This is a genomic window from Mycobacterium sp. IDUB_28 (assembly GCF_055419285.1).
In genome coordinates, this window is record NZ_JBVAXK010000006.1 from 48398 (window position 1) to 65999 (window position 17602).

20 protein-coding genes are annotated in these 17602 nt (G+C 67.9%); 9 read left to right on the top strand and 11 right to left on the bottom strand.

Going from position 1 to position 17602, the window contains the following annotated elements; translation table 11 throughout:
- Position 1 precedes the first annotated feature (1 nt).
- Entirely contained in the window at positions 2 to 1312 is a 1311-nt protein-coding gene (locus ACZYZ9_RS14090) for an HRDC domain-containing protein (protein ID WP_463826880.1), read from the top strand.
- On the opposite strand, the gene dxs is transcribed toward ACZYZ9_RS14090, so the two are convergent.
- The 3 genes from dxs to ACZYZ9_RS14105 form a co-directional block, all read right to left on the bottom strand.
- Positions 1293 to 3209, bottom strand: coding sequence for a 1-deoxy-D-xylulose-5-phosphate synthase (gene dxs, locus ACZYZ9_RS14095; RefSeq protein WP_463826881.1), 1917 nt, complete (start codon positions 3207 to 3209; stop codon positions 1293 to 1295). The two genes, ACZYZ9_RS14090 and dxs, sit on opposite strands and share 20 nt — an antisense overlap.
- A 69-nt stretch (positions 3210 to 3278) precedes the next feature.
- Complete coding sequence (locus ACZYZ9_RS14100) at positions 3279 to 4484, bottom strand: class I SAM-dependent RNA methyltransferase (protein ID WP_463826882.1); 1206 nt, start codon at positions 4482 to 4484, stop codon at positions 3279 to 3281.
- Entirely contained in the window at positions 4481 to 6478 is a 1998-nt protein-coding gene (locus ACZYZ9_RS14105) for an APC family permease (protein WP_463826883.1), read from the bottom strand. The genes ACZYZ9_RS14100 and ACZYZ9_RS14105 overlap by 4 nt, the downstream gene beginning before the upstream one ends.
- Positions 6479 to 6597: 119 nt before the next feature.
- Here ACZYZ9_RS14105 and ACZYZ9_RS14110 point away from each other — a divergent pair, with 119 nt between their 5' ends.
- Complete coding sequence (locus tag ACZYZ9_RS14110) at positions 6598 to 7269, top strand: potassium channel family protein (protein WP_463826884.1); 672 nt, start codon at positions 6598 to 6600, stop codon at positions 7267 to 7269.
- Positions 7266 to 7940 carry a potassium channel family protein gene (locus ACZYZ9_RS14115; protein ID WP_463826885.1) on the top strand — a complete coding sequence of 225 codons (675 nt, stop codon included), beginning with the start codon at positions 7266 to 7268 and terminating at the stop codon, positions 7938 to 7940. The genes ACZYZ9_RS14110 and ACZYZ9_RS14115 overlap by 4 nt, the downstream gene beginning before the upstream one ends.
- Here ACZYZ9_RS14115 and ACZYZ9_RS14120 read toward each other — a convergent pair.
- Both ACZYZ9_RS14120 and ACZYZ9_RS14125 read right to left on the bottom strand, forming a co-directional pair.
- Complete coding sequence (locus ACZYZ9_RS14120) at positions 7937 to 8599, bottom strand: DUF3159 domain-containing protein (RefSeq protein WP_463826886.1); 663 nt, start codon at positions 8597 to 8599, stop codon at positions 7937 to 7939. The two genes, ACZYZ9_RS14115 and ACZYZ9_RS14120, sit on opposite strands and share 4 nt — an antisense overlap.
- A gap of 35 nt (positions 8600 to 8634) precedes the next feature.
- A complete protein-coding gene (locus ACZYZ9_RS14125; protein WP_180918088.1) occupies positions 8635 to 9003 on the bottom strand; it encodes an OB-fold nucleic acid binding domain-containing protein in 369 nt (122 codons plus the stop codon).
- Positions 9004 to 9156: 153 nt separating this feature from the next.
- Between ACZYZ9_RS14125 and ACZYZ9_RS14130 the strand changes: the two genes are divergently transcribed.
- Positions 9157 to 9864: an alpha/beta hydrolase gene (locus ACZYZ9_RS14130; RefSeq protein WP_463827165.1), complete on the top strand. Its 708-nt coding sequence runs from the start codon at positions 9157 to 9159 to the stop codon at positions 9862 to 9864.
- Here ACZYZ9_RS14130 and ACZYZ9_RS14135 read toward each other — a convergent pair.
- Both ACZYZ9_RS14135 and dut read right to left on the bottom strand, forming a co-directional pair.
- Positions 9861 to 10622, bottom strand: a complete 762-nt coding sequence (locus ACZYZ9_RS14135; protein ID WP_463826887.1) for a DUF3710 domain-containing protein — start codon at positions 10620 to 10622, stop codon at positions 9861 to 9863. The two genes, ACZYZ9_RS14130 and ACZYZ9_RS14135, sit on opposite strands and share 4 nt — an antisense overlap.
- Before the next feature lie 35 nt (positions 10623 to 10657).
- A complete protein-coding gene (gene dut / locus ACZYZ9_RS14140) occupies positions 10658 to 11122 on the bottom strand; it encodes a dUTP diphosphatase (RefSeq protein WP_463826888.1) in 465 nt (154 codons plus the stop codon).
- Positions 11123 to 11147: 25 nt separating this feature from the next.
- Between dut and ACZYZ9_RS14145 the strand changes: the two genes are divergently transcribed.
- Positions 11148 to 11627 (top strand): DUF3093 domain-containing protein, encoded by a 480-nt coding sequence (locus ACZYZ9_RS14145; RefSeq protein ID WP_463826889.1) that lies wholly within the window; start codon positions 11148 to 11150, stop codon positions 11625 to 11627.
- A gap of 4 nt (positions 11628 to 11631) precedes the next feature.
- Here the strand turns inward: ACZYZ9_RS14145 and ACZYZ9_RS14150 are convergent, their stop codons facing one another.
- Positions 11632 to 11934, bottom strand: a complete 303-nt coding sequence (locus tag ACZYZ9_RS14150) for a DUF4193 domain-containing protein (RefSeq protein WP_003899437.1) — start codon at positions 11932 to 11934, stop codon at positions 11632 to 11634.
- Between the two features lie 194 nt (positions 11935 to 12128).
- Between ACZYZ9_RS14150 and cei the strand changes: the two genes are divergently transcribed.
- Positions 12129 to 12791 carry an envelope integrity protein Cei gene (gene cei, locus ACZYZ9_RS14155; protein ID WP_463826890.1) on the top strand — a complete coding sequence of 221 codons (663 nt, stop codon included), beginning with the start codon at positions 12129 to 12131 and terminating at the stop codon, positions 12789 to 12791.
- A gap of 3 nt (positions 12792 to 12794) precedes the next feature.
- Here the strand turns inward: cei and ACZYZ9_RS14160 are convergent, their stop codons facing one another.
- Positions 12795 to 13667 carry an inositol monophosphatase family protein gene (locus ACZYZ9_RS14160; RefSeq protein WP_463826891.1) on the bottom strand — a complete coding sequence of 291 codons (873 nt, stop codon included), beginning with the start codon at positions 13665 to 13667 and terminating at the stop codon, positions 12795 to 12797.
- 132 nt (positions 13668 to 13799) lie between these two features.
- Between ACZYZ9_RS14160 and ppgK the strand changes: the two genes are divergently transcribed.
- Both ppgK and ACZYZ9_RS14170 read left to right on the top strand, forming a co-directional pair.
- A complete protein-coding gene (gene ppgK / locus ACZYZ9_RS14165) occupies positions 13800 to 14588 on the top strand; it encodes a polyphosphate--glucose phosphotransferase (protein WP_463826892.1) in 789 nt (262 codons plus the stop codon).
- A gap of 177 nt (positions 14589 to 14765) precedes the next feature.
- Complete coding sequence (locus ACZYZ9_RS14170) at positions 14766 to 16256, top strand: RNA polymerase sigma factor (protein ID WP_463826893.1); 1491 nt, start codon at positions 14766 to 14768, stop codon at positions 16254 to 16256.
- Positions 16257 to 16493: 237 nt separating this feature from the next.
- On the opposite strand, the gene ACZYZ9_RS14175 is transcribed toward ACZYZ9_RS14170, so the two are convergent.
- The gene (locus ACZYZ9_RS14175) at positions 16494 to 16724 is read right to left on the bottom strand and encodes a hypothetical protein (protein ID WP_463826894.1); all 231 of its coding nucleotides are present in this window, start codon (positions 16722 to 16724) and stop codon (positions 16494 to 16496) included.
- 122 nt (positions 16725 to 16846) lie between these two features.
- Positions 16847 to 17230: a DUF952 domain-containing protein gene (locus ACZYZ9_RS14180; RefSeq protein WP_463826895.1), complete on the bottom strand. Its 384-nt coding sequence runs from the start codon at positions 17228 to 17230 to the stop codon at positions 16847 to 16849.
- A gap of 126 nt (positions 17231 to 17356) precedes the next feature.
- Between ACZYZ9_RS14180 and ACZYZ9_RS14185 the strand changes: the two genes are divergently transcribed.
- Positions 17357 to 17542 (top strand): DUF7455 domain-containing protein, encoded by a 186-nt coding sequence (locus ACZYZ9_RS14185; protein WP_055578419.1) that lies wholly within the window; start codon positions 17357 to 17359, stop codon positions 17540 to 17542.
- Positions 17543 to 17602 lie beyond the last annotated feature (60 nt).

Below are 17602 nucleotides of genomic sequence, written 5' to 3' on the forward strand. Positions count from 1 at the left end.
CATGTGCCCCGACCCGTCTCCTGCGGAGGCAGCTGCGCCGGGCAGCGCGGAACCCGAAGTCCCCATGCTGCTGCACCCAGCCGACGGCATGCCGAACCTTTCCGTCTATGCAGACGAAATCGCCTCAGCCGCAGCGCAACTCGACCGCGGGCACGGACCGTTCGCAGTGGACGCCGAGCGGGCCTCGGGTTTCCGGTACTCCAACCGGGCCTACCTGATCCAGATCCGGCGGTCCGGCGCCGGCACCGTGCTGATCGATCCGGTCAGCCACGGCGGTGACCCGCTGACCGTGCTGCAACCCGTTGCCGAGGTGCTCGGCCAGGACGAATGGATACTGCACTCCGCCGACCAGGACCTGCCGTGCCTGGCCGAGGTCGGCATGCGGCCGCCCGCGTTGTACGACACCGAACTGGCCGGACGGCTGGCCGGCTTGGAACGGGTGAACCTGGCGACCATGGTCGAACGGCTGCTGCACCAGGGGCTGGCCAAGGGCCACGGCGCGGCGGACTGGTCGAAGCGGCCGTTGCCGTCGGCGTGGCTCAACTACGCCGCCCTGGACGTCGAACTGCTGATCGAGCTGCGTGCCGCGATCTCCGAGATTCTGGCTCAGCAGGGCAAAACCGATTGGGCCGCACAGGAATTCGAGTACCTGCGCACCTTCGAGACGCGCGCCGCTCCGGCCGCGCGCACCGACCGCTGGCGGCGCACCTCGGGCATCCACAAGGTGCACGACCGTCGCGCGCTGGCGGCGGTACGCGAACTGTGGACGACACGCGACCGGATCGCCCAGCGCCGCGACATCGCGCCACGGCGAATCCTGCCGGATTCGGCGATCATCGAGGCCGCGATCGCCGATCCGACGACGGTCGACGAACTCGTCGCGCTACCCGTGTTCGGCGGACGCAACCAGCGTCGCAGCGCCCCGATGTGGTTGTCGGCGCTGCAGAATGCACGGCGCAACCAGGATCTGCCGGAGCAGGGCGAACCGCCGTACGGGCCGCCGCCGCCGGCGCGGTGGAGCAGGCGCAAACCGGAAGCCGCCGCCCGACTGGAGGCAGCCCGCGCCGCGTTGGCGGAGTTGTCGCAGCGGGTGGCGATACCGGCGGAGAATCTCGTCGCGCCCGATCTGGTGCGGCGCCTGTGCTGGGAGTGGGACACCCTGGGACCGACCAGCGCTGACGCGGTGGCGATCACCGAAGAATTTCTACGGACCGGGCAGGCGCGCCCGTGGCAACGCGAACTGGTGGTCCCGGTGCTCGCCGCAGCCGTACTGCGAGCCGCGCAAACCCCGGCTAGTCCAGACGCTCGCTGATCTCGCTCTGCTCCACCGGCGAAACCGCAAGCGCGGCAACCCAACCCGTGATGCGCCGGGCCACATCCTGGTCGGTGAGCCCCAGCTCGGCCAGTACCTCGCCGCGGGAGGCGTGGTCGTAAAAGTTCTGCGGCAGCCCGACGTCGCGGCACGGCACGTCGACATCGGCACGGCGCAACGCCGCCGACACCGCCGAACCGACTCCGCCGGCCACTCCGTTGTCCTCCAACGTCACCAGCAGCTTGTGCTGGGTCGCCAGTTCTTGCACCACCTCGGGCACCGGCAACACCCAGCGGGGATCGATCACCGTCACGCCGATGCCCTGCTTGTGCAGACGCTTGGCCACTGACAGTGCCATCGACGCGAACGCGCCCACCGCAACCAGCAGCACATCGGTGTGCAAGCCTGCCGACGGCACGGCCAGCACATCCACCCCGCCCCGTCGCTCGAGGGCCGGAATGTCTTCGCCCACATCACCTTTGGGGAACCTCAGGGCCGTCGGACCGTCGTCGATGTCGAGTGCCTCGGCGAGTTCTTCGCGCAGCCGGGTGGCATCGCGCGGGGCAGCCACCCGCATGCCGGGCACGATGCCCAGGATCGACAGATCCCACATGCCGTTGTGGCTCGCACCATCGTTGCCGGTGACACCGGCGCGGTCGAGCACCATGGTGACGGGCAGCTTGTGCAACGCCACGTCCATCATGATCTGGTCGAACGCGCGGTTGAGGAACGTCGAATAGATCGCCACCACGGGGTGGATACCGCCCATCGCCAACCCGGCCGCCGACGTCATGGCGTGCTGCTCGGCGATCCCGACGTCGAACAACCGGTCCGGGAAAGCCTCCCCGAAAGCTCTCAGCCCGGTGGGACCGGGCATCGCCGCGGTGATGGCGACGACGTCGCGGCGCCGGTGGCCGATCGCGATCAGTGCCTCGGCGAACGTCGCGGTCCAGCCGGGGCCGGCGATCTTGGTGGCCACCCCGGTAATGGGGTCGATCGGGACCGTGGAATGCATCTGCTCGGCTTCGTCGGCCTCCGCCGGACCGTAGCCCATGCCTTTGCGGGTGACGACGTGCACGATCACCGGGCCGCCGAAACCGCGGGCACTGCGCAGCGCGACCTCCACCGCCCGCTCGTCGTGACCGTCGACCGGTCCGACGTACTTCAACCCGAGGTCGGTGAACAACAGTTGCGGGGCCAGCGAGTCCTTGATGCCGGCTTTGACGCTGTGCATGAAGTGATAGGCGACCTCGCCGACCAGCGGCACCGACCGCATGGCGTTGCGACCGCGCTCGAGCAGCTGTTCGTAAGCCGGTTGCAGCCGCAGGGTGGCCAGATGATCGGCCACGCCACCGATGGTCGGTGCGTAGCTGCGCCCATTGTCGTTGACGACGATGATCACCGGCCGGTTCGAGGCGGCGATGTTGTTCAGCGCCTCCCAGCACATGCCGCCGGTCAGCGCGCCGTCGCCGACGATCGCGACCACGTGCCGGTTACGGTGTCCGGTCAGCTCGAAAGCCTTGGCCAGGCCGTCGGCATAGGACAACGCGGCGCTGGCGTGGCTGGACTCCACCCAGTCGTGTTCACTCTCGGCACGGCAGGGATAACCCGACAGCCCGTCCTTTTTGCGCAGGCTCTCGAAATCCTGGGCCCGCCCGGTCAGCATCTTGTGCACGTAGGCCTGGTGGCCGGTGTCGAAGATGATCGGATCGTGCGGGGAGTCGAAAACCCGGTGCAACGCCAGGGTCAACTCGACGACGCCGAGGTTCGGGCCAAGGTGTCCCCCGGTGGCAGCGACCTTGTGGATCAGGAACTCGCGGATTTCCTGCGCCAGCTCACTCAGCTGCTGTTGGGAGAGGTGCTGCAGATCAGCGGGCCCGCGGATCTTTTCCAGCATCCGGCCAGTCTACGCAGAACTGGCGCTGACCCGCTGCGCCCGAGCGCCGGTACCGCTCCCAAAGCGAGGTCACGATGCTCGCCGGGTCACCAGGGCGATGCACTCCACATGATGGGTCAGCGGAAACGCGTCGAACACCTTGAGCTTCTCGACGGCATATCCGTGCCCCCGGTACAGACCGATGTCACGCGCGAAAGACGCAGCCTCGCAACCGATGTGCACGATGCGCGGCACGGCGGCCGCGGCCAGCAGGTCGATCACCTCGCGCCCGGCACCCGCGCGCGGCGGATCCAGCACAGCAACGTCGGCGCGCAACTGCTGCGCGGCAAGAGCCCGTCGCACCGAATCGGTGACGACCTCGACCTGCGGCAGGTCGGCCAGCGCGGCCCGCGCCGCGCCCGTGGCTCCCCGCGACGTGTCGACGCTCAGCACCCGGCCCGACTCCCCCACTCCCTCGGCTAGCACCGCCGCGAAGATCCCGGCGCCACCGTACAGATCCCAGGCGGTCATCCCTGCAGCGGCCACCGCCCACTCAGCGACCAGGTCGCTGTACACCTGCGCGGCGTCGCGGTGGGACTGCCAGAACGCCGTCACCGGCACCCGCCAGTGCCGGCCGCCCACGCGCTGCACCGCGTGATAGTCGCCTTCGATCACCTTCGAAACGGTGTGTTTGCCCTTCCGCGCGGTGCGCACCAGGTGACGCTGTCCGTCGTCGTCGACGGCCACGTGCAGGTGAGCGGCCGGCGGCCAGTGCGACTCGGCCAGTCCGGCCAGCATCCCCTCGCTCAGTTGCCCGCATCGCAGATCGGTGATGAGTTCGTCGCTGTGATAGCGGTGGAAGCCGGGTCGACCGTCCGCGCCGACGTCGAGCCGGACCCTGGTGCGCCAGCCGGTGACATCGGCATCGGAGACCGGTTCGGCCGCACCCGACCAGTGCTGCCCGCCGAGGCGTTCGAGCTGATTGGCCACCACGGCCGCCTTCAGCGATCGGGCCGCCGCCGGCTGCACGAATGCCAGGTCGCAACAACCCGCCCCGTCGGCGCCGGCGATCGGGCACAGCGACCCGATGCGGTCCGCCGACGGCTCGAGCACCTCGACAACCGCTGCGTGACAATAACTTCCGCGATCCGCAGTGACCCGCACCCGAACCCGCTCCCCCGGCAACGCGTAGCGGACGAACACCACCCGGCCCTCATGATGCGCGATGCAGCTGCCGCCGTTCGCGGGTGCCCCGGTGACCAGAACCAGCTCCCCGCAGGCCGATTCGGTGCTCAATCGAAAATGCCCCGGCGCGCATCCCCGGGTGCCGACTGCGGTTGCAACGCTTTGATCCGCTCCGACGACGTCAATTGCCAGGGCACCGACGTCACCATGACACCGGGCATGAACAGCAACCGGCCCTTGAGTCGTAGCGCACTCTGGTTGTGCAGCAACTGTTCCCACCAGCGCCCCACCACGTACTCCGGGATGAACACCGTCACCACCGTGCGCGGCGACTCCTTGCTGACCCGTTTGACGTATTCCAACACCGGGCCGGTGATTTCACGATAAGGAGAGGCGATCACCTTCAGCGGAACGCTGATGTCGCTCTCCTCCCACTCGCGCTTGAGCTCGCGGGTCTCGTTGTCGTCGACGCTGACCGTGACGGCTTCAAGCACGTCGGGCCGGGTCGCCCGCGCGTAGGCCACCGCGCGCAATGTGGGCAGGTGCAACTTCGACACCAGCACCAGGGCGTGGTTGCGGCTGGGCAACACGATCTCGTCGCCGTGCTCGGCGGCTTCTTCGGCGAGTTCGCGGGTGACCCCGTCGTAGTGGCGGCGGATCAGCTTCATCAGCATGAACAGCAACGCCATGGTGACCAGCGCGATCCAGGCCCCGGCCAGGAATTTGGTGACCATCACCACCAGCAGCACCGTGCCGGTGGCGATGAACCCGATGGTGTTGACCACCCGCGAGCGCATCATCCGTCGGCGCGCCGCCGCGTCGGTCTCGGTGCGCAGCAACCTTGTCCAGTGCCGCACCATGCCGATCTGACTCAACGTGAAGGAAATGAACACCCCGACGATGTAGAGCTGGATCAGCGCACTCAGCTCGGCACGAAACGCGACGATCGCCAGCAGCGCTGAAATGGTGAGAAACCCGATCCCGTTGGAGAACGCGAGCCGGTCCCCGCGGGTGTGGAACTGGCGCGGCAGGTAGCTGTGCTGGGCCAGCACCGAACCGAGCACCGGGAACCCGTTGAACGCGGTGTTGGCCGCCAGCACCAGGATGAGCGCGGTGACAGCGGTGATCACCACGAAGCCGATGTGGAAGTTACCGAAGACCGTTTCCGCGAGTTGGGTGACCAGCGTCTTCTGGTAGTAGCCGGCCGGCGCGCCGGACAGCTGTTCTGCGGGGTCGCTGACCAGCTGGACGCCGATCTTCTTGGCCAGCACGATGATGCCCATCAGCAGCGCGACGGCGATGGCGCCCAGCATCAGCAGCGTGGTCGCCGCGTTCTTCGACTTCGGTTTCTCGAATGCGGGCACCCCGTTGCTGATGGCCTCCACCCCGGTCAGCGCCGCACAACCGGAGGAGAATGCCCGCGCCATCAGGAATACCAGCGCGAATCCGGCGACTTTGCCGTGCTCGGAATGCATCTGGAACCCGGCGGACTCGGCGCGCAACGGGTTACCCAGCACGAAGATCCGGAACAGCCCGTACCCGAGCATGCCGGTCATACCGATGATGAACGCGTAGGTCGGAATGGCGAAGGCGAGTCCGGATTCCCGCACCCCGCGCAGGTTCAGCGCCGTCACGAACAAGATCGCGGCGACGCAGAACCACACCTTGTTCTGCGCCACCATCGGCACCGCCGAGCCGATGTTCGAGATCGCCGATGCCGTCGAAACCGCAACGGTCAGAACATAATCCACCATCAGAGCACTCGCCACGGTCAAGCCGGCGTTGCGGCCCAGATTGGTGGTGACCACCTCGTAGTCGCCGCCGCCGGAGGGGTAGGCGTGCACGTTCTGCCGGTAGCTGGCCACCACGACCAGCATGACCGCGGCCACCGCGAGCCCGATCCACGGCGACAGCGAGTACGCCGCCAGGCCGCCCACCGAAAGCATCAGAAAGACCTCTTCGGGGGCGTATGCCACCGACGACAGCGCGTCCGAGGCGAACACCGGCAGCGCGATCCGCTTCGGCAGCAGCGTGTGGCTCAGCCGGTCGCTGCGAAACGGCCGGCCGATCAGCAATCGGCGCGCAGCGGTTGAAAGTTTGGACACGAGAGCCAAGAGTAAGCCCACGCGGGTTTGGCGGTAGCGTTCCCTAGGACCCGAATCGGTTGCCGACGTCGGTCACCGATCAGTTGCGACACGCAGTACTCAACCGAAAGGACCTCGGAGTGCGGGTGGTTGTGATGGGGTGCGGCCGGGTGGGCTCTTCGGTGGCAGACGGCCTGTCCCGCATCGGCCATGATGTAGCGGTCATCGACCGCGACAGTGCCGCGTTCAACAGGCTCAGTCCCGAATTCGCCGGCGAGCGGGTGCTCGGCCAGGGTTTCGACCGGGATGTGCTGCTGCGCGCGGGCATCGAGGGGGCCGACGCGTTCGCGGCGGTGTCCTCCGGTGACAACTCGAACATCATTTCGGCGCGGCTGGCCCGCGAGACCTTCGGGGTACGACGGGTGGTCGCCCGGATCTACGACGCCAAACGCGCCGAGGTCTACGAGCGCCTCGGCATCCCGACGATCGCCACCGTGCCGTGGACCACCGATCGACTGCTCAACGCCTTGACGCAGGAGACCGAGACCGCCAAGTGGCGAGATCCCACCGGCACCGTCGCCGTCGCCCAGGTGGTCCTGCACGAAGACTGGGTGGGCCATCGCGCCACCGATCTGGAGCAGGCCACCGGCGCGCGGGTCGCGTTCCTGATCCGCTTCGGCACCGGCGTGCTGCCCGAACCCAAGACGGTGCTGCAGGCCGGCGACCAGGTCTACGTGGCCGCGATCTCCGGTCGCGCCGCCGAAGCGGTGGCCATTGCGGCGCTGCCACCGAGTGAGGATCTGGACAAGTGAAAGTCGCCGTCGCCGGAGCGGGTGCCGTCGGCCGTTCGGTCACCCGCGAACTCGTCGCCAACTCGCACGACGTGACCCTGATCGAACGCAACGTGGACCATCTGGACACCGACGCCATCCCGGCCGCGCACTGGCTGCTGGGTGACGCCTGCGAACTGAGCCTGCTCGAGCAGATGCACCTCGAAGACTTCGACGTCGTGGTCGCCGCGACCGGTGACGACAAGGTCAACGTGGTGCTCAGCCTGCTGGCCAAGACCGAGTTCGCGGTGCCCCGGGTGGTGGCGCGGGTCAACGACCCGCGCAACGAGTGGCTGTTCACCGACGCCTGGGGTGTGGACGTGGCGGTGTCCACTCCGCGCATGCTGGCCTCGCTGATCGAGGAGGCCGTCGCCGTCGGCGATCTGGTGCGGCTGATGGAGTTCCGCAAAGGCCAGGCCAACCTGGTCGAGATCACCCTGCCCGACGACACCCCCTGGGGCGGCAAGGCGGTGCGTAAGTTGCAACTGCCCCGCGACGCCGCGCTGGTGACCATCCTGCGCGGACCGCGGGTGATCGTGCCGCAGGGCGACGAACCCCTGGAAGGCGGGGACGAGCTGCTGTTCGTCGCGGTCACCGAGGTCGAGGAGGAACTGCGGTCGCTGTTGCTGCCGGCGAGTGATCGCGTCGATTAGTCCAGGACGGCTTCGTCGATCGCGGCTGCGTCCACGTCGTCCTGCGTGCTGCCGCCCTGCCCGGTGGCCCGCAGCACGGCCTTGATCGCCACGTAGGTCACCAGCGCCGCCAGCCCGGTCAGCGGCCAGCCCATCGCGATGCGGGTCGCCCCGAGCCAGCCGGTCTTGCCCAGTTCGTAGAGATGCCCCTGCACGCCGAACCGCGCGACGAACACCACCGTCCAGCACAGGGTGGCCAGGTCGAACGCGTGAACCGCTCGCGGCACCGCACGCCAGCTGTTGTCGCGACCGCTGGCCCAGCTCCACAGATAACCCACCACGGGCCGCCGGATCAGGATCGACACCGCGAACACCACCGCCCACGCCAACGACATCCAGATGCCGAGCAGGAAATAGCCCTTGGACTGGCCGACCAGATAGGCGATCAGCGCGCAGATGGCGACCCCGAAAAAGCCGGACAGGGCCGGTTGCACCGAATCCCGGCGAAGCAGCCGCCAACCCAGGATCAGAACAGCAGCTCCCAGCGCGGCGCAGATCGCGGGCAGCAGCCCGGCGATGCTGGATACGATCACGAACGTCAGCACCGGCAGGGACGAGTAGATCAGACCGCTGATGCCACCGGCCTGTACCAGCAGGCGCGCGGCCTTGTTGTCGCTCACGGGAGATCGGGGCGTCGCGGCGTGGGGCGGCCGCGTCACCGCTGAATTTCGTAGTGCGGGTTGTAAATAGCTTTCGTCCCGTTCTCCAGCTTGCCCAGGCGACCACGTACCCGCAGGGTGCGTCCGGAGTCGATGCCGGGGATGCGTCGCTGACCCAGCCACACCAGCGTCACCGTGTCGCTGCCGTCGAACAGTTCCGCGCGGACTCCGCCCGAGCAGCCCTTGCCGTTGGTCTCGACGCTGCGCAGCGTGCCCACCATGGTGACCTCCTGGCCGCGCTGGCAGTCGATGGCGCGCTGCGCGCCGGTATTGAGGACTTCGTCGGAGAGTTCTTCGACGTCGCGCTGCTCCGGGTCCTCCGTCAACCGACGGGTGAGCCGGCGTAGATACCCTTGGGCCCCCATGGCCACTCCTGACAATTCGACGTCGTTAGGGATGCCTCTTGCCGACAACATTCCACTATGCCAACGGTCACCGTAGACCTGTTGGTTCCCGCACGCCACATGGATGAAACCACCGATATCCGGTCACCAGTCGGCACCGGGCACTATGAAAAGGTGGCTGTCGATCTGCGCGGTGTCACCACCGTGTTGCTGCCTGGCACCGGGTCCGACGATAACTACGTCGACCGGGCCTTTTCCGGTCCGCTGCGACGCGTCGGTGCGGTGTTGGTCACACCTGCGCCGCAGCCGCACCGGCTGGTCGAGGGCTACCTGGCCGCCCTGGACTCCGCGGCTGCCGGCGGCCGGGCGATAGGGGTCGGTGGCGTGTCCATCGGCGCTGCGGTGGCGGCCGCCTGGGCGCTTGCCCACCCGCAGCGCACGGTGGCGGTGCTGGCCGCGTTGCCGCCGTGGAACGGGGACTCCAGCTCGGCACCGGCCGCACACGCCGCGCGCTACACCGCCGCGCAGTTGCGCCGCGACGGTCTGGCGGCGACGACGGCGCAGATGCGCGCGTCCAGCCCGGCGTGGTTGGCCGATGAACTGGCCCGGTCCTGGCGGGCGCAGTGGCCGGCGCTGCCCGACGCGATGGAGGAGGCGGCCGGCTACACAGCGCCCAGCACCGCGGAGTTGACCCGCCTGGTCCCGCCGCTGGGTGTGGCGGCCGCAGTCGACGACCCGATCCACCCGCTGCAGGTGGCCGCCGACTGGGTCAGCGCGGCCCCGCGCGCGGCGCTGCGCACAGTGACCCTGCAGGAGATGGGGGCCGACACGGCCGCGCTGGGTACGGCCTGCCTGGCCGCGCTCGTCGCGGTGGGGCGCTAGCCGCCAGTGATCGTGCTGCGCAGCTGCTGCATCGCGGACCCTTCAGCGCTACGACGCGCCACCGGCTCGTCGGACGGCGTGTCATCCGGCGCCGGGTCGGGCGCCGGCTGCTGGGCCGCGGCGGCGGCCTCCCGCAGCTGCTCCACCATCGGTTCGGGTAGTTGCACCGGCAGCGGCGTGCGCACCGGCAGCGGCGTGTCCCCGCGGCGAACCACCGTGTCGGTCAACGCCGCACGTGCCTCGTCGGTCAGCGCATCGATGGTTTCGTGCGGTCCGTTGACCACGCACCGGATCATCCAGCGGTATCCGTCCACGCCGATGAAACGGACCACCCCGGAGGCGGTGCCGACCACCTCGCGGCCCCACGGGCCGTCCTTGATGGAGACCTTCGCCGAGTCTTTGCGGAGGGATTCGGCGAGTTCGGCGGCCACTTCACGCCACAGCCCGGGGCTTTTCGGCGCCGCGTAGGCCGCGATGGTGAAACGCCCGTTGGGCGTGACGACCCACACGGCGCTGGGCACCCCGGTCTCGGTGAGCTCGACCTGCACCTGGCCCGCCGCCGGCATCGGGATCAGCACCGAGCCCAGGTCCAACCGGGCCACCTCGGCCGCGGCCGGGTCGTCGAAGTCCTCGATGTCGAACGGACCCTCGAGTTCCTCGCCGGACTCGTCGTCGGCGACGAGATCGTCGACCGCGACGGTGTCCTCGTCGGCCGGCCCGCCCGCCGTGGCGCCCTTGCGTCTACCGAATGCAGCCATCTGCGCCGCCCCTCCTCATCGCCACGTCCCCGTTGTCACAGACTCGCATGTCCGCCCGACGAACCGTGGCCGCCTTCGCCACGTGAGGTGGCGGCCAGCCCGGCCTCGTCGAACGACGACACCTCGACCAACTCGACCAGCTCGACCCGCTGCACCAACAACTGCGCGATGCGGTCGCCTCGGTGCACCACGATCGGCGTGGTGGGGTCCAGGTTGATCAGCGCGACCTTGATTTCGCCACGATAGCCCGCGTCGATGGTCCCGGGACTGTTCACGATGGAAAGTCCCACCCGCGAGGCCAGCCCGGACCGCGGGTGCACCAACCCGACCATGCCGAGCGGGATCGCGACCGCCACGCCCGTCGGTACCAGCGCCCGGTGTCCGGGGGCCAGCTCGACGTCCTCGGCGCTGAACAAATCCACGCCGGCGTCGCCCTCGTGGGCACGGCTGGGCAACGGGAGCCCCCGGTCGAGACGGACGATGGCCAGAGTGTTCGACACGGGGGCACAGATTACCCTTGACCGCGTGTCCGATACCCGCCACGTCGCGCCGCAGAGCGTGCGGTATCGCGAGCGGCTGTGGGTGCCGTGGTGGTGGTGGCCACCGGGTTTCGCGCTGGCGGCGCTCATCGCAGCCGAAGTCAACGTCGGTGTGCGGTCCCTGCCCGACTGGCTGCCCTTCGTCACGCTGTTCGCGGTGGCCGTCGGAACGCTGCTGTGGCTGGGCCGCGTCGAGGTGCGCATCGTCGCCGGGGCCGACGGGGTCGAGCTGTGGGCCGGCGACGCCCACCTGCCGGTCACCGTGATCTGCCGATCCGCGGCGATTGCGCGTAGCGCCAAGTCAGCGGCATTGGGCCGCCAACTCGATCCGGCGGCTTACGTGGTGCACCGGGCCTGGATCGGCCCCATGGTCCTGTTGGTTCTCGACGATCCCGACGACCCGACGCCGTATTGGTTGGTGAGTTGTCGTCACCCCGAGCGGGTCCTCTCGGCCCTGCGGAGCTGAACCGTCAGGCCGCGCAGTCGGTACAGATCATCACACCGTTCTTCTCGCTGGCGAGACGGCTGCGGTGCTGCACCAAAAAGCAACTCGAGCAAGTGAACTCGTCCGCCTGCTTGGGTACCACGCGCACCGACAACTCTTCGCCGGACAAATCGGCGCCAGGCAGTTCGAAGGACTCGGCGGACTCGGATTCGTCGACGTCGACCACCGCCGACGCGGCCTCGTTCCGTCGCGCTTTGAGTTCCTCCAGCGAGTCCTCAGAGACGTCGTCGGTCTCGGTGCGTCGTGGAGCGTCGTAGTCGGTAGGCATGGTCTTCTCCCCGTCCTGTCCCCTCGGAGCTCTCACAAAGTTCAAGCAACGCTTTGTACCAGCGTCGAACGCGTGCACCAAATGATTCGTGCCCGTATTGCGACGGAATAGAGTGTGATATGCGTCACACCGAGGGATTAACCCGGGTAGTCGGCCTTAAACGGGTGCGTTCCCGGTGCGATTAGAGTGCATGTGTGGTTGCACACATTACCGAAGGCACCGCCTTCGATAAGCACGGCCGGCCGTTCCGGCGCCGCAACCCCCGCCCTGCCATCATCGCGGTGATCTTCCTGGTAGTGGTGACGGGCGTGGTGTGGACGGTCGCGCTGACCCGCCCGACCGACGTCCGTGAGGCGACCGTGTGCAACCCGCCCCCGGAGCCGACGGGCACGGCAGCCACCGCCGGTCCGACCAAGCTCGGTGAGCAGGTGTCCCGGACCGACATGATCGATGTGGCACCGGCCAAACTCGCCGAAACCAAGGTGCGCGTGCTCAACGCGAGTGGACGTGGCGGTCAGGCCGGCGACATCGCGGGGGCACTGCAAGATCTCGGCTTCGCGCAACCAGCCGCGAGCAACGATCCGATCTACGCGGGCACCCGCCTGACCTGTCAGGGTCAGATTCGATTCGGCACCGCCGGGCAGGCCACCGCGGCTGCGCTCTGGCTGGTCGCGCCCTGCACCGAGTTGTTCCGTGACAGCCGCGGCGACGACTCCGTCGACCTCGCCCTGGGCACCGACTTCAACTCGCTGGCCCACAACGACGACATCGACGCCGTGCTGGCGACCTTGCGCCCCGGGGCCACCGAACCGGCGGATCACACGCTGCTGGCCAAGATTCACTCCAACAGCTGCTGAGCCTCAGTCCAGCGGTTCCAGTCCGCCCGCCTGTCCCAGCGCCCCCAGCAGGGCCTCGGCGATCCCGGGCGCAGCCGCGACCACCACGCCGGCACCGCTGACGTCGGGCGCCGGCAACACCACCCGCGCGCCGGCCTCCGCGGCGATCAACGCACCCGCGGCCTGGTCCCACACCTGCAGCCCGTGTTCGTAGTAGGCGTCCAACCGGCCTGAGGCGACCATGCACAGGTCCAGCGCCGCCGAACCGACCCGACGCACGTCGCGCACCACCGGCAGTATCTGGGCGAGCAACGCGGCTTGTCGGACCCGTCGCCGGGGCGAGTACCCGAACCCGGTCCCCAGCAGCGCCATCGACAGGTCGCCGACATCGGTGCATTGCAGTGCGCGCACCCCACCCTCGCCGGTGACGTGCGCCCCGAGGCCCCGGCCCGCCGAATACACTTGTCCCGCAACGACATCGGCGACCGCACCGGCCACCGACACGCCGCCCACCTGAGCGGCGACCGAGACGGCGTAAGCCGGGATGCCGTAGACGAAATTCACCGTCCCGTCGATCGGGTCCAGCACCCAGGTGACCGCGTCGGCCGGGGCAGCGCTCAGATCCGCCGGCCCGCCGCCCTCCTCCCCGAGAATCGGGTCACCGGGCCGCAGCTGTGCCAGCCGTTCCCGCAGCAGCCGTTCGGTGTCGGTGTCGGCGACGGTGACCGGGTCGGTCGGAGTGGTCTTGGCGCGTACGGTGCCACGGCCGGCGCCTGATCCGCCGCCGAACACCTCGACCCGTCGACGGCGCACGAACGCGGCCGCCTCGGCCGCCAGCGCTGCGGCCACCGAGCGCAGCTCTGCGATCTCATCGAGGGCCAAATCGGGCGGAGTCACCGCTCTATCGCATCACACAGTGACTTCTCGCCGCTCTGAGGCGACTTCCCAACTGCCCCAACCCGCCTCACCGCGCCGGCCCCGGATGGTCGCTAAGGTGAGCGAACCACCCAGTCTCGCCGAGGAGATCCGATGACCAGCACCGTCCCTGGGACCGACACCGCCACCGGACAACGTCGAGGGTTCGGTGTCGACGTCGGTGGCAGTGGCATCAAGGGTGCGGTGGTCGATCTGGACACCGGCGCGTTGATCGGCGACCGGATCAAATTGCTCACCCCGCAACCGGCCACCCCCGCGGCGGTCGCCAAGACCATCGCGGAGGTCGTCAACGGATTCGGGTGGACCGGCCCGCTCGGGGTGACCTACCCCGGCGTGGTCACGCACGGGATCGTGCAGACCGCGGCCAATGTGGACAAAGCCTGGATCGGGACCAACGCGCGCGACGTGATCAGCGCCGCGCTCGACGGCCAGGACGTCACCATCCTCAACGACGCCGATGCGGCAGGTCTGGCCGAGGAACGCTACGGCGCCGGTCGGGGCCACGAGGGCCTGGTCGTGTTGCTCACCTTCGGAACAGGTATCGGTTCAGCGGTGATCCACAACGGGAAACTGATCCCGAATACCGAATTCGGTCACCTCGAGGTCGGTGGGAAAGAGGCCGAACAGCGGGCTGCGTCGTCGGTCAAGGAAAAGAACGGGTGGACCTACGAGAAGTGGACCAAACAGGTGACCAGAGTCTTGGTCGCCATCGAGAACGCCATCTGGCCCGACCTGTTCATCGCCGGCGGTGGGATCAGCCGTAAGGCCGACAAATGGGTGCATCTGCTGGAGAACCGCACCCCGGTGGTGCCCGCCACCCTGCAGAACACCGCCGGGATCGTCGGCGCGGCCATGGCAGCGACCAGGGACGTGACACACTGATTTTCGCTGCCGGGCAAGTAGCAGGTCCCGGTGAAGTTACAATGGTCGTCGGCGGCCGCCCAAACCGATAGCGCGCGATACTCACGCTGATATCAAACGCCGACATTCGACATAGCAGACACTTTCGGTCAACCATGCCCAGACCCACCGGAAGTGCGTCCGACCGAAGGGGTGTATGTGGCAGCGACGAAAGCTACTCCGGCGACTGATGAGCCGGTGAAACGCACCGCCACGAAGGCTCCCGCCAAGCGCACCGCGGCCAAGGCCGCCAACGGAACCGCGCCCGCCAAGCGGGCCACCAAGGCCGGCGCGCACGAAACAGACGGTGAGGCCCCCAAGAAGGCCCGGGCCAAGGCCGCTGCGAAAGCCCCGGCCCGCGGTGCGGCGAAGGCGAAAGACGCCGACGACGTCTCGACCGACACCGTCGGCTCCGAGGCCGCTGAGGAACTCGACACCGACATCGACGTCGAACCCGGCGAAGACCTCGAACTCGATGCCGCCGACCTCGTTCTCGACGAGCTGGAAGTCGACGAGACGCCCGAAGAAGAGGACGCCGTGATCGACCCGGCCGACGCCGAGGCCGAGGACGGCGAGCCCGTAGTCGTGGTCGAGTCCACCGCGGCGGCCGCCGAGGACGAAGAAGACATCGCCGAACCCACCGAGAAGGACAAGGCGTCGGGGGATTTCGTCTGGGACGAAGACGAGTCCGAGGCGCTGCGGCAGGCGCGCAAAGATGCCGAGCTCACCGCGTCCGCCGACTCGGTCCGCGCCTACCTCAAGCAGATCGGCAAAGTAGCGCTGCTGAACGCTGAGGAAGAAGTCGAGCTGGCCAAGCGCATCGAGGCCGGTCTGTACGCCACCCAGTTGATGGTGGAGTTGACCGACCGCGGCGAAAAGCTGCCTGCCGCCCAGCGCCGCGACATGATGTGGATCTGTCGCGACGGCGACCGCGCGAAAAACCATCTGCTGGAAGCCAACCTCCGTCTGGTGGTGTCGCTGGCCAAGCGTTACACCGGCCGCGGCATGGCTTTCCTGGACCTCATCCAGGAAGGCAACCTGGGCTTGATCCGCGCGGTGGAGAAGTTCGACTACACCAAGGGCTACAAGTTCTCCACCTACGCGACGTGGTGGATCCGCCAGGCCATCACCCGCGCCATGGCCGACCAGGCCCGCACCATCCGTATCCCGGTGCACATGGTCGAGGTGATCAACAAGCTGGGCCGTATCCAGCGCGAGCTGCTGCAGGACCTGGGCCGCGAGCCCACCCCTGAAGAGCTGGCCAAGGAAATGGACATCACGCCGGAGAAGGTGCTGGAGATCCAGCAGTACGCGCGTGAGCCGATCTCGCTGGACCAGACCATCGGTGACGAGGGCGACAGCCAGCTCGGCGACTTCATCGAGGACAGTGAGGCCGTGGTGGCCGTGGACGCGGTGTCGTTCACGCTGCTGCAGGACCAGCTGCAGTCGGTGCTGGACACGCTGTCCGAGCGCGAGGCAGGCGTGGTGCGGCTGCGGTTCGGTCTCACCGACGGCCAGCCGCGCACGTTGGACGAGATCGGGCAGGTCTACGGCGTCACCCGCGAGCGGATCCGCCAGATCGAGTCCAAGACGATGTCCAAGCTGCGCCACCCGAGTCGCTCGCAGGTCCTGCGCGACTACCTGGACTGAGCGACCTACCGGCGCAATCCGGGTTATCAGCATCATCGTCGCGTCTCAAGAGTCCGGCTTGCCGAAGGCGCCGCCAGGAATGCGGGCGGTCGAGTGCCGGCGAGGCACTGGCGCCCGCGCTGATCATTGACTCCCGGCCAACAATGCCCGGACGGTATGCAGCCCGAAGGTGGTATCGCCTGGAGGTCTAGGGGCGATCGAGGCCGTCGTGGCCGATAGTTGTTCGGCCGTCCTGATTCATAATGGAAACGCTCTGCCCTGGGCCGCCGCAATTCTGCCGCCGCTGGCTTGCATCAACGCATTTCCGCCATTGCCACCCTGCGCGGTGTTAGTGTTCCCCGCTCCGCCGTTACCGCCGTGAGCAGTGCCGCCGGTGATCTTCGCTGAGGCGTCGGTCGCGTTGATCGAAGCGGTGCCGCCCGCGCCACCGCTTACGGTGGCGGCACACGAGGCAGGTAGGAGACTCATGCGATTCGTAGATGCAGTGAAGTTATCCGCCTCGTAGAGCTCAAGCCCTCGAAATCGCCAAAACAATCACAGCTGATTTACATTCTCGAGCGTTGTTACGCGTTGGCGTATCGGCGCTTATCTCAATTGCACCGTCGAGTGCGGTCTACTTGACTCGGTAGGGCGGCGAACGCGCCGTCTTCTCCGGGCGGGTATGGCACGACCCGAAGCACGGATTGCACCGGCAGCGGGCCGTACAGATGTGGAAAAAGCATCGACTCTGGATCGGTCGGGACCCCCGGCTCCCACCGCACCGGCGCGTCCAGCGACGCGGCATCGAGGTGGAGCAGGACGAGGTCGCGACGACCGCGATAGAGGCGGGTCGCCGGCAGGTGCACTTGGTCGATTCTGGACAGGTGGACGAAGCCGTCGGCGGGATCCGGAAGGATCGCCCCCTGCTCGCGGGCGGCCGTCCACTCCGCTGCGGAACACAACCGCACCAGCCGTTCGTTGGCCTGGTGAAACACGTTGATTACGGTGCCCGATTTTGGGGCAAATATGCGTGAGAAACGACACACCCAATAACGGTCGGGGAACAAGGCAAAAACTCCGAACGTCTGACAGAGTGAATTTATCGCCAGAACGGAGGAGCCATGAACGCAACTCTGACCAGTCCCGAGCTCACTCGGGCAGACCGCTGCGATCGCTGCGGTGCCGCGGCTCGGGTGCGCGCCAAGCTTCCTTCGGGGGCTGAGCTCCTCTTTTGCCAGCACCACGCCAACAAGCACGAAGCCAAGTTGGCTGAGCTTGCCGCGGTGCTCGAGGTCAGCGGCCAGTAATTTGCCGTCGAACTCGCCCGGCCTAATGCCGACCGGGCGAGGGGTCATCGGTAATGCTGG

Bases quoted from the DNA above. Each gene is read 5' to 3' on its own strand.
- ACZYZ9_RS14185 (WP_055578419.1), top strand. From the start codon at position 17,357: ATGAACGCAACTCTGACCAGTCCCGAGCTCACTCGGGCAGACCGCTGC.
- ACZYZ9_RS14175 (WP_463826894.1), bottom strand. From the start codon at position 16,724: ATGAGTCTCCTACCTGCCTCGTGTGCCGCCACCGTAAGCGGTGGCGCG.
- ACZYZ9_RS14150 (WP_003899437.1), bottom strand. From the start codon at position 11,934: ATGCCTACCGACTACGACGCTCCACGACGCACCGAGACCGACGACGTC.
- dxs (WP_463826881.1), bottom strand. From the start codon at position 3,209: ATGCTGGAAAAGATCCGCGGGCCCGCTGATCTGCAGCACCTCTCCCAA.
- ppgK (WP_463826892.1), top strand. From the start codon at position 13,800: ATGACCAGCACCGTCCCTGGGACCGACACCGCCACCGGACAACGTCGA.
- ACZYZ9_RS14090 (WP_463826880.1), top strand. From the start codon at position 2: ATGTGCCCCGACCCGTCTCCTGCGGAGGCAGCTGCGCCGGGCAGCGCG.
- ACZYZ9_RS14125 (WP_180918088.1), bottom strand. From the start codon at position 9,003: ATGGGGGCCCAAGGGTATCTACGCCGGCTCACCCGTCGGTTGACGGAG.
- ACZYZ9_RS14135 (WP_463826887.1), bottom strand. From the start codon at position 10,622: ATGGCTGCATTCGGTAGACGCAAGGGCGCCACGGCGGGCGGGCCGGCC.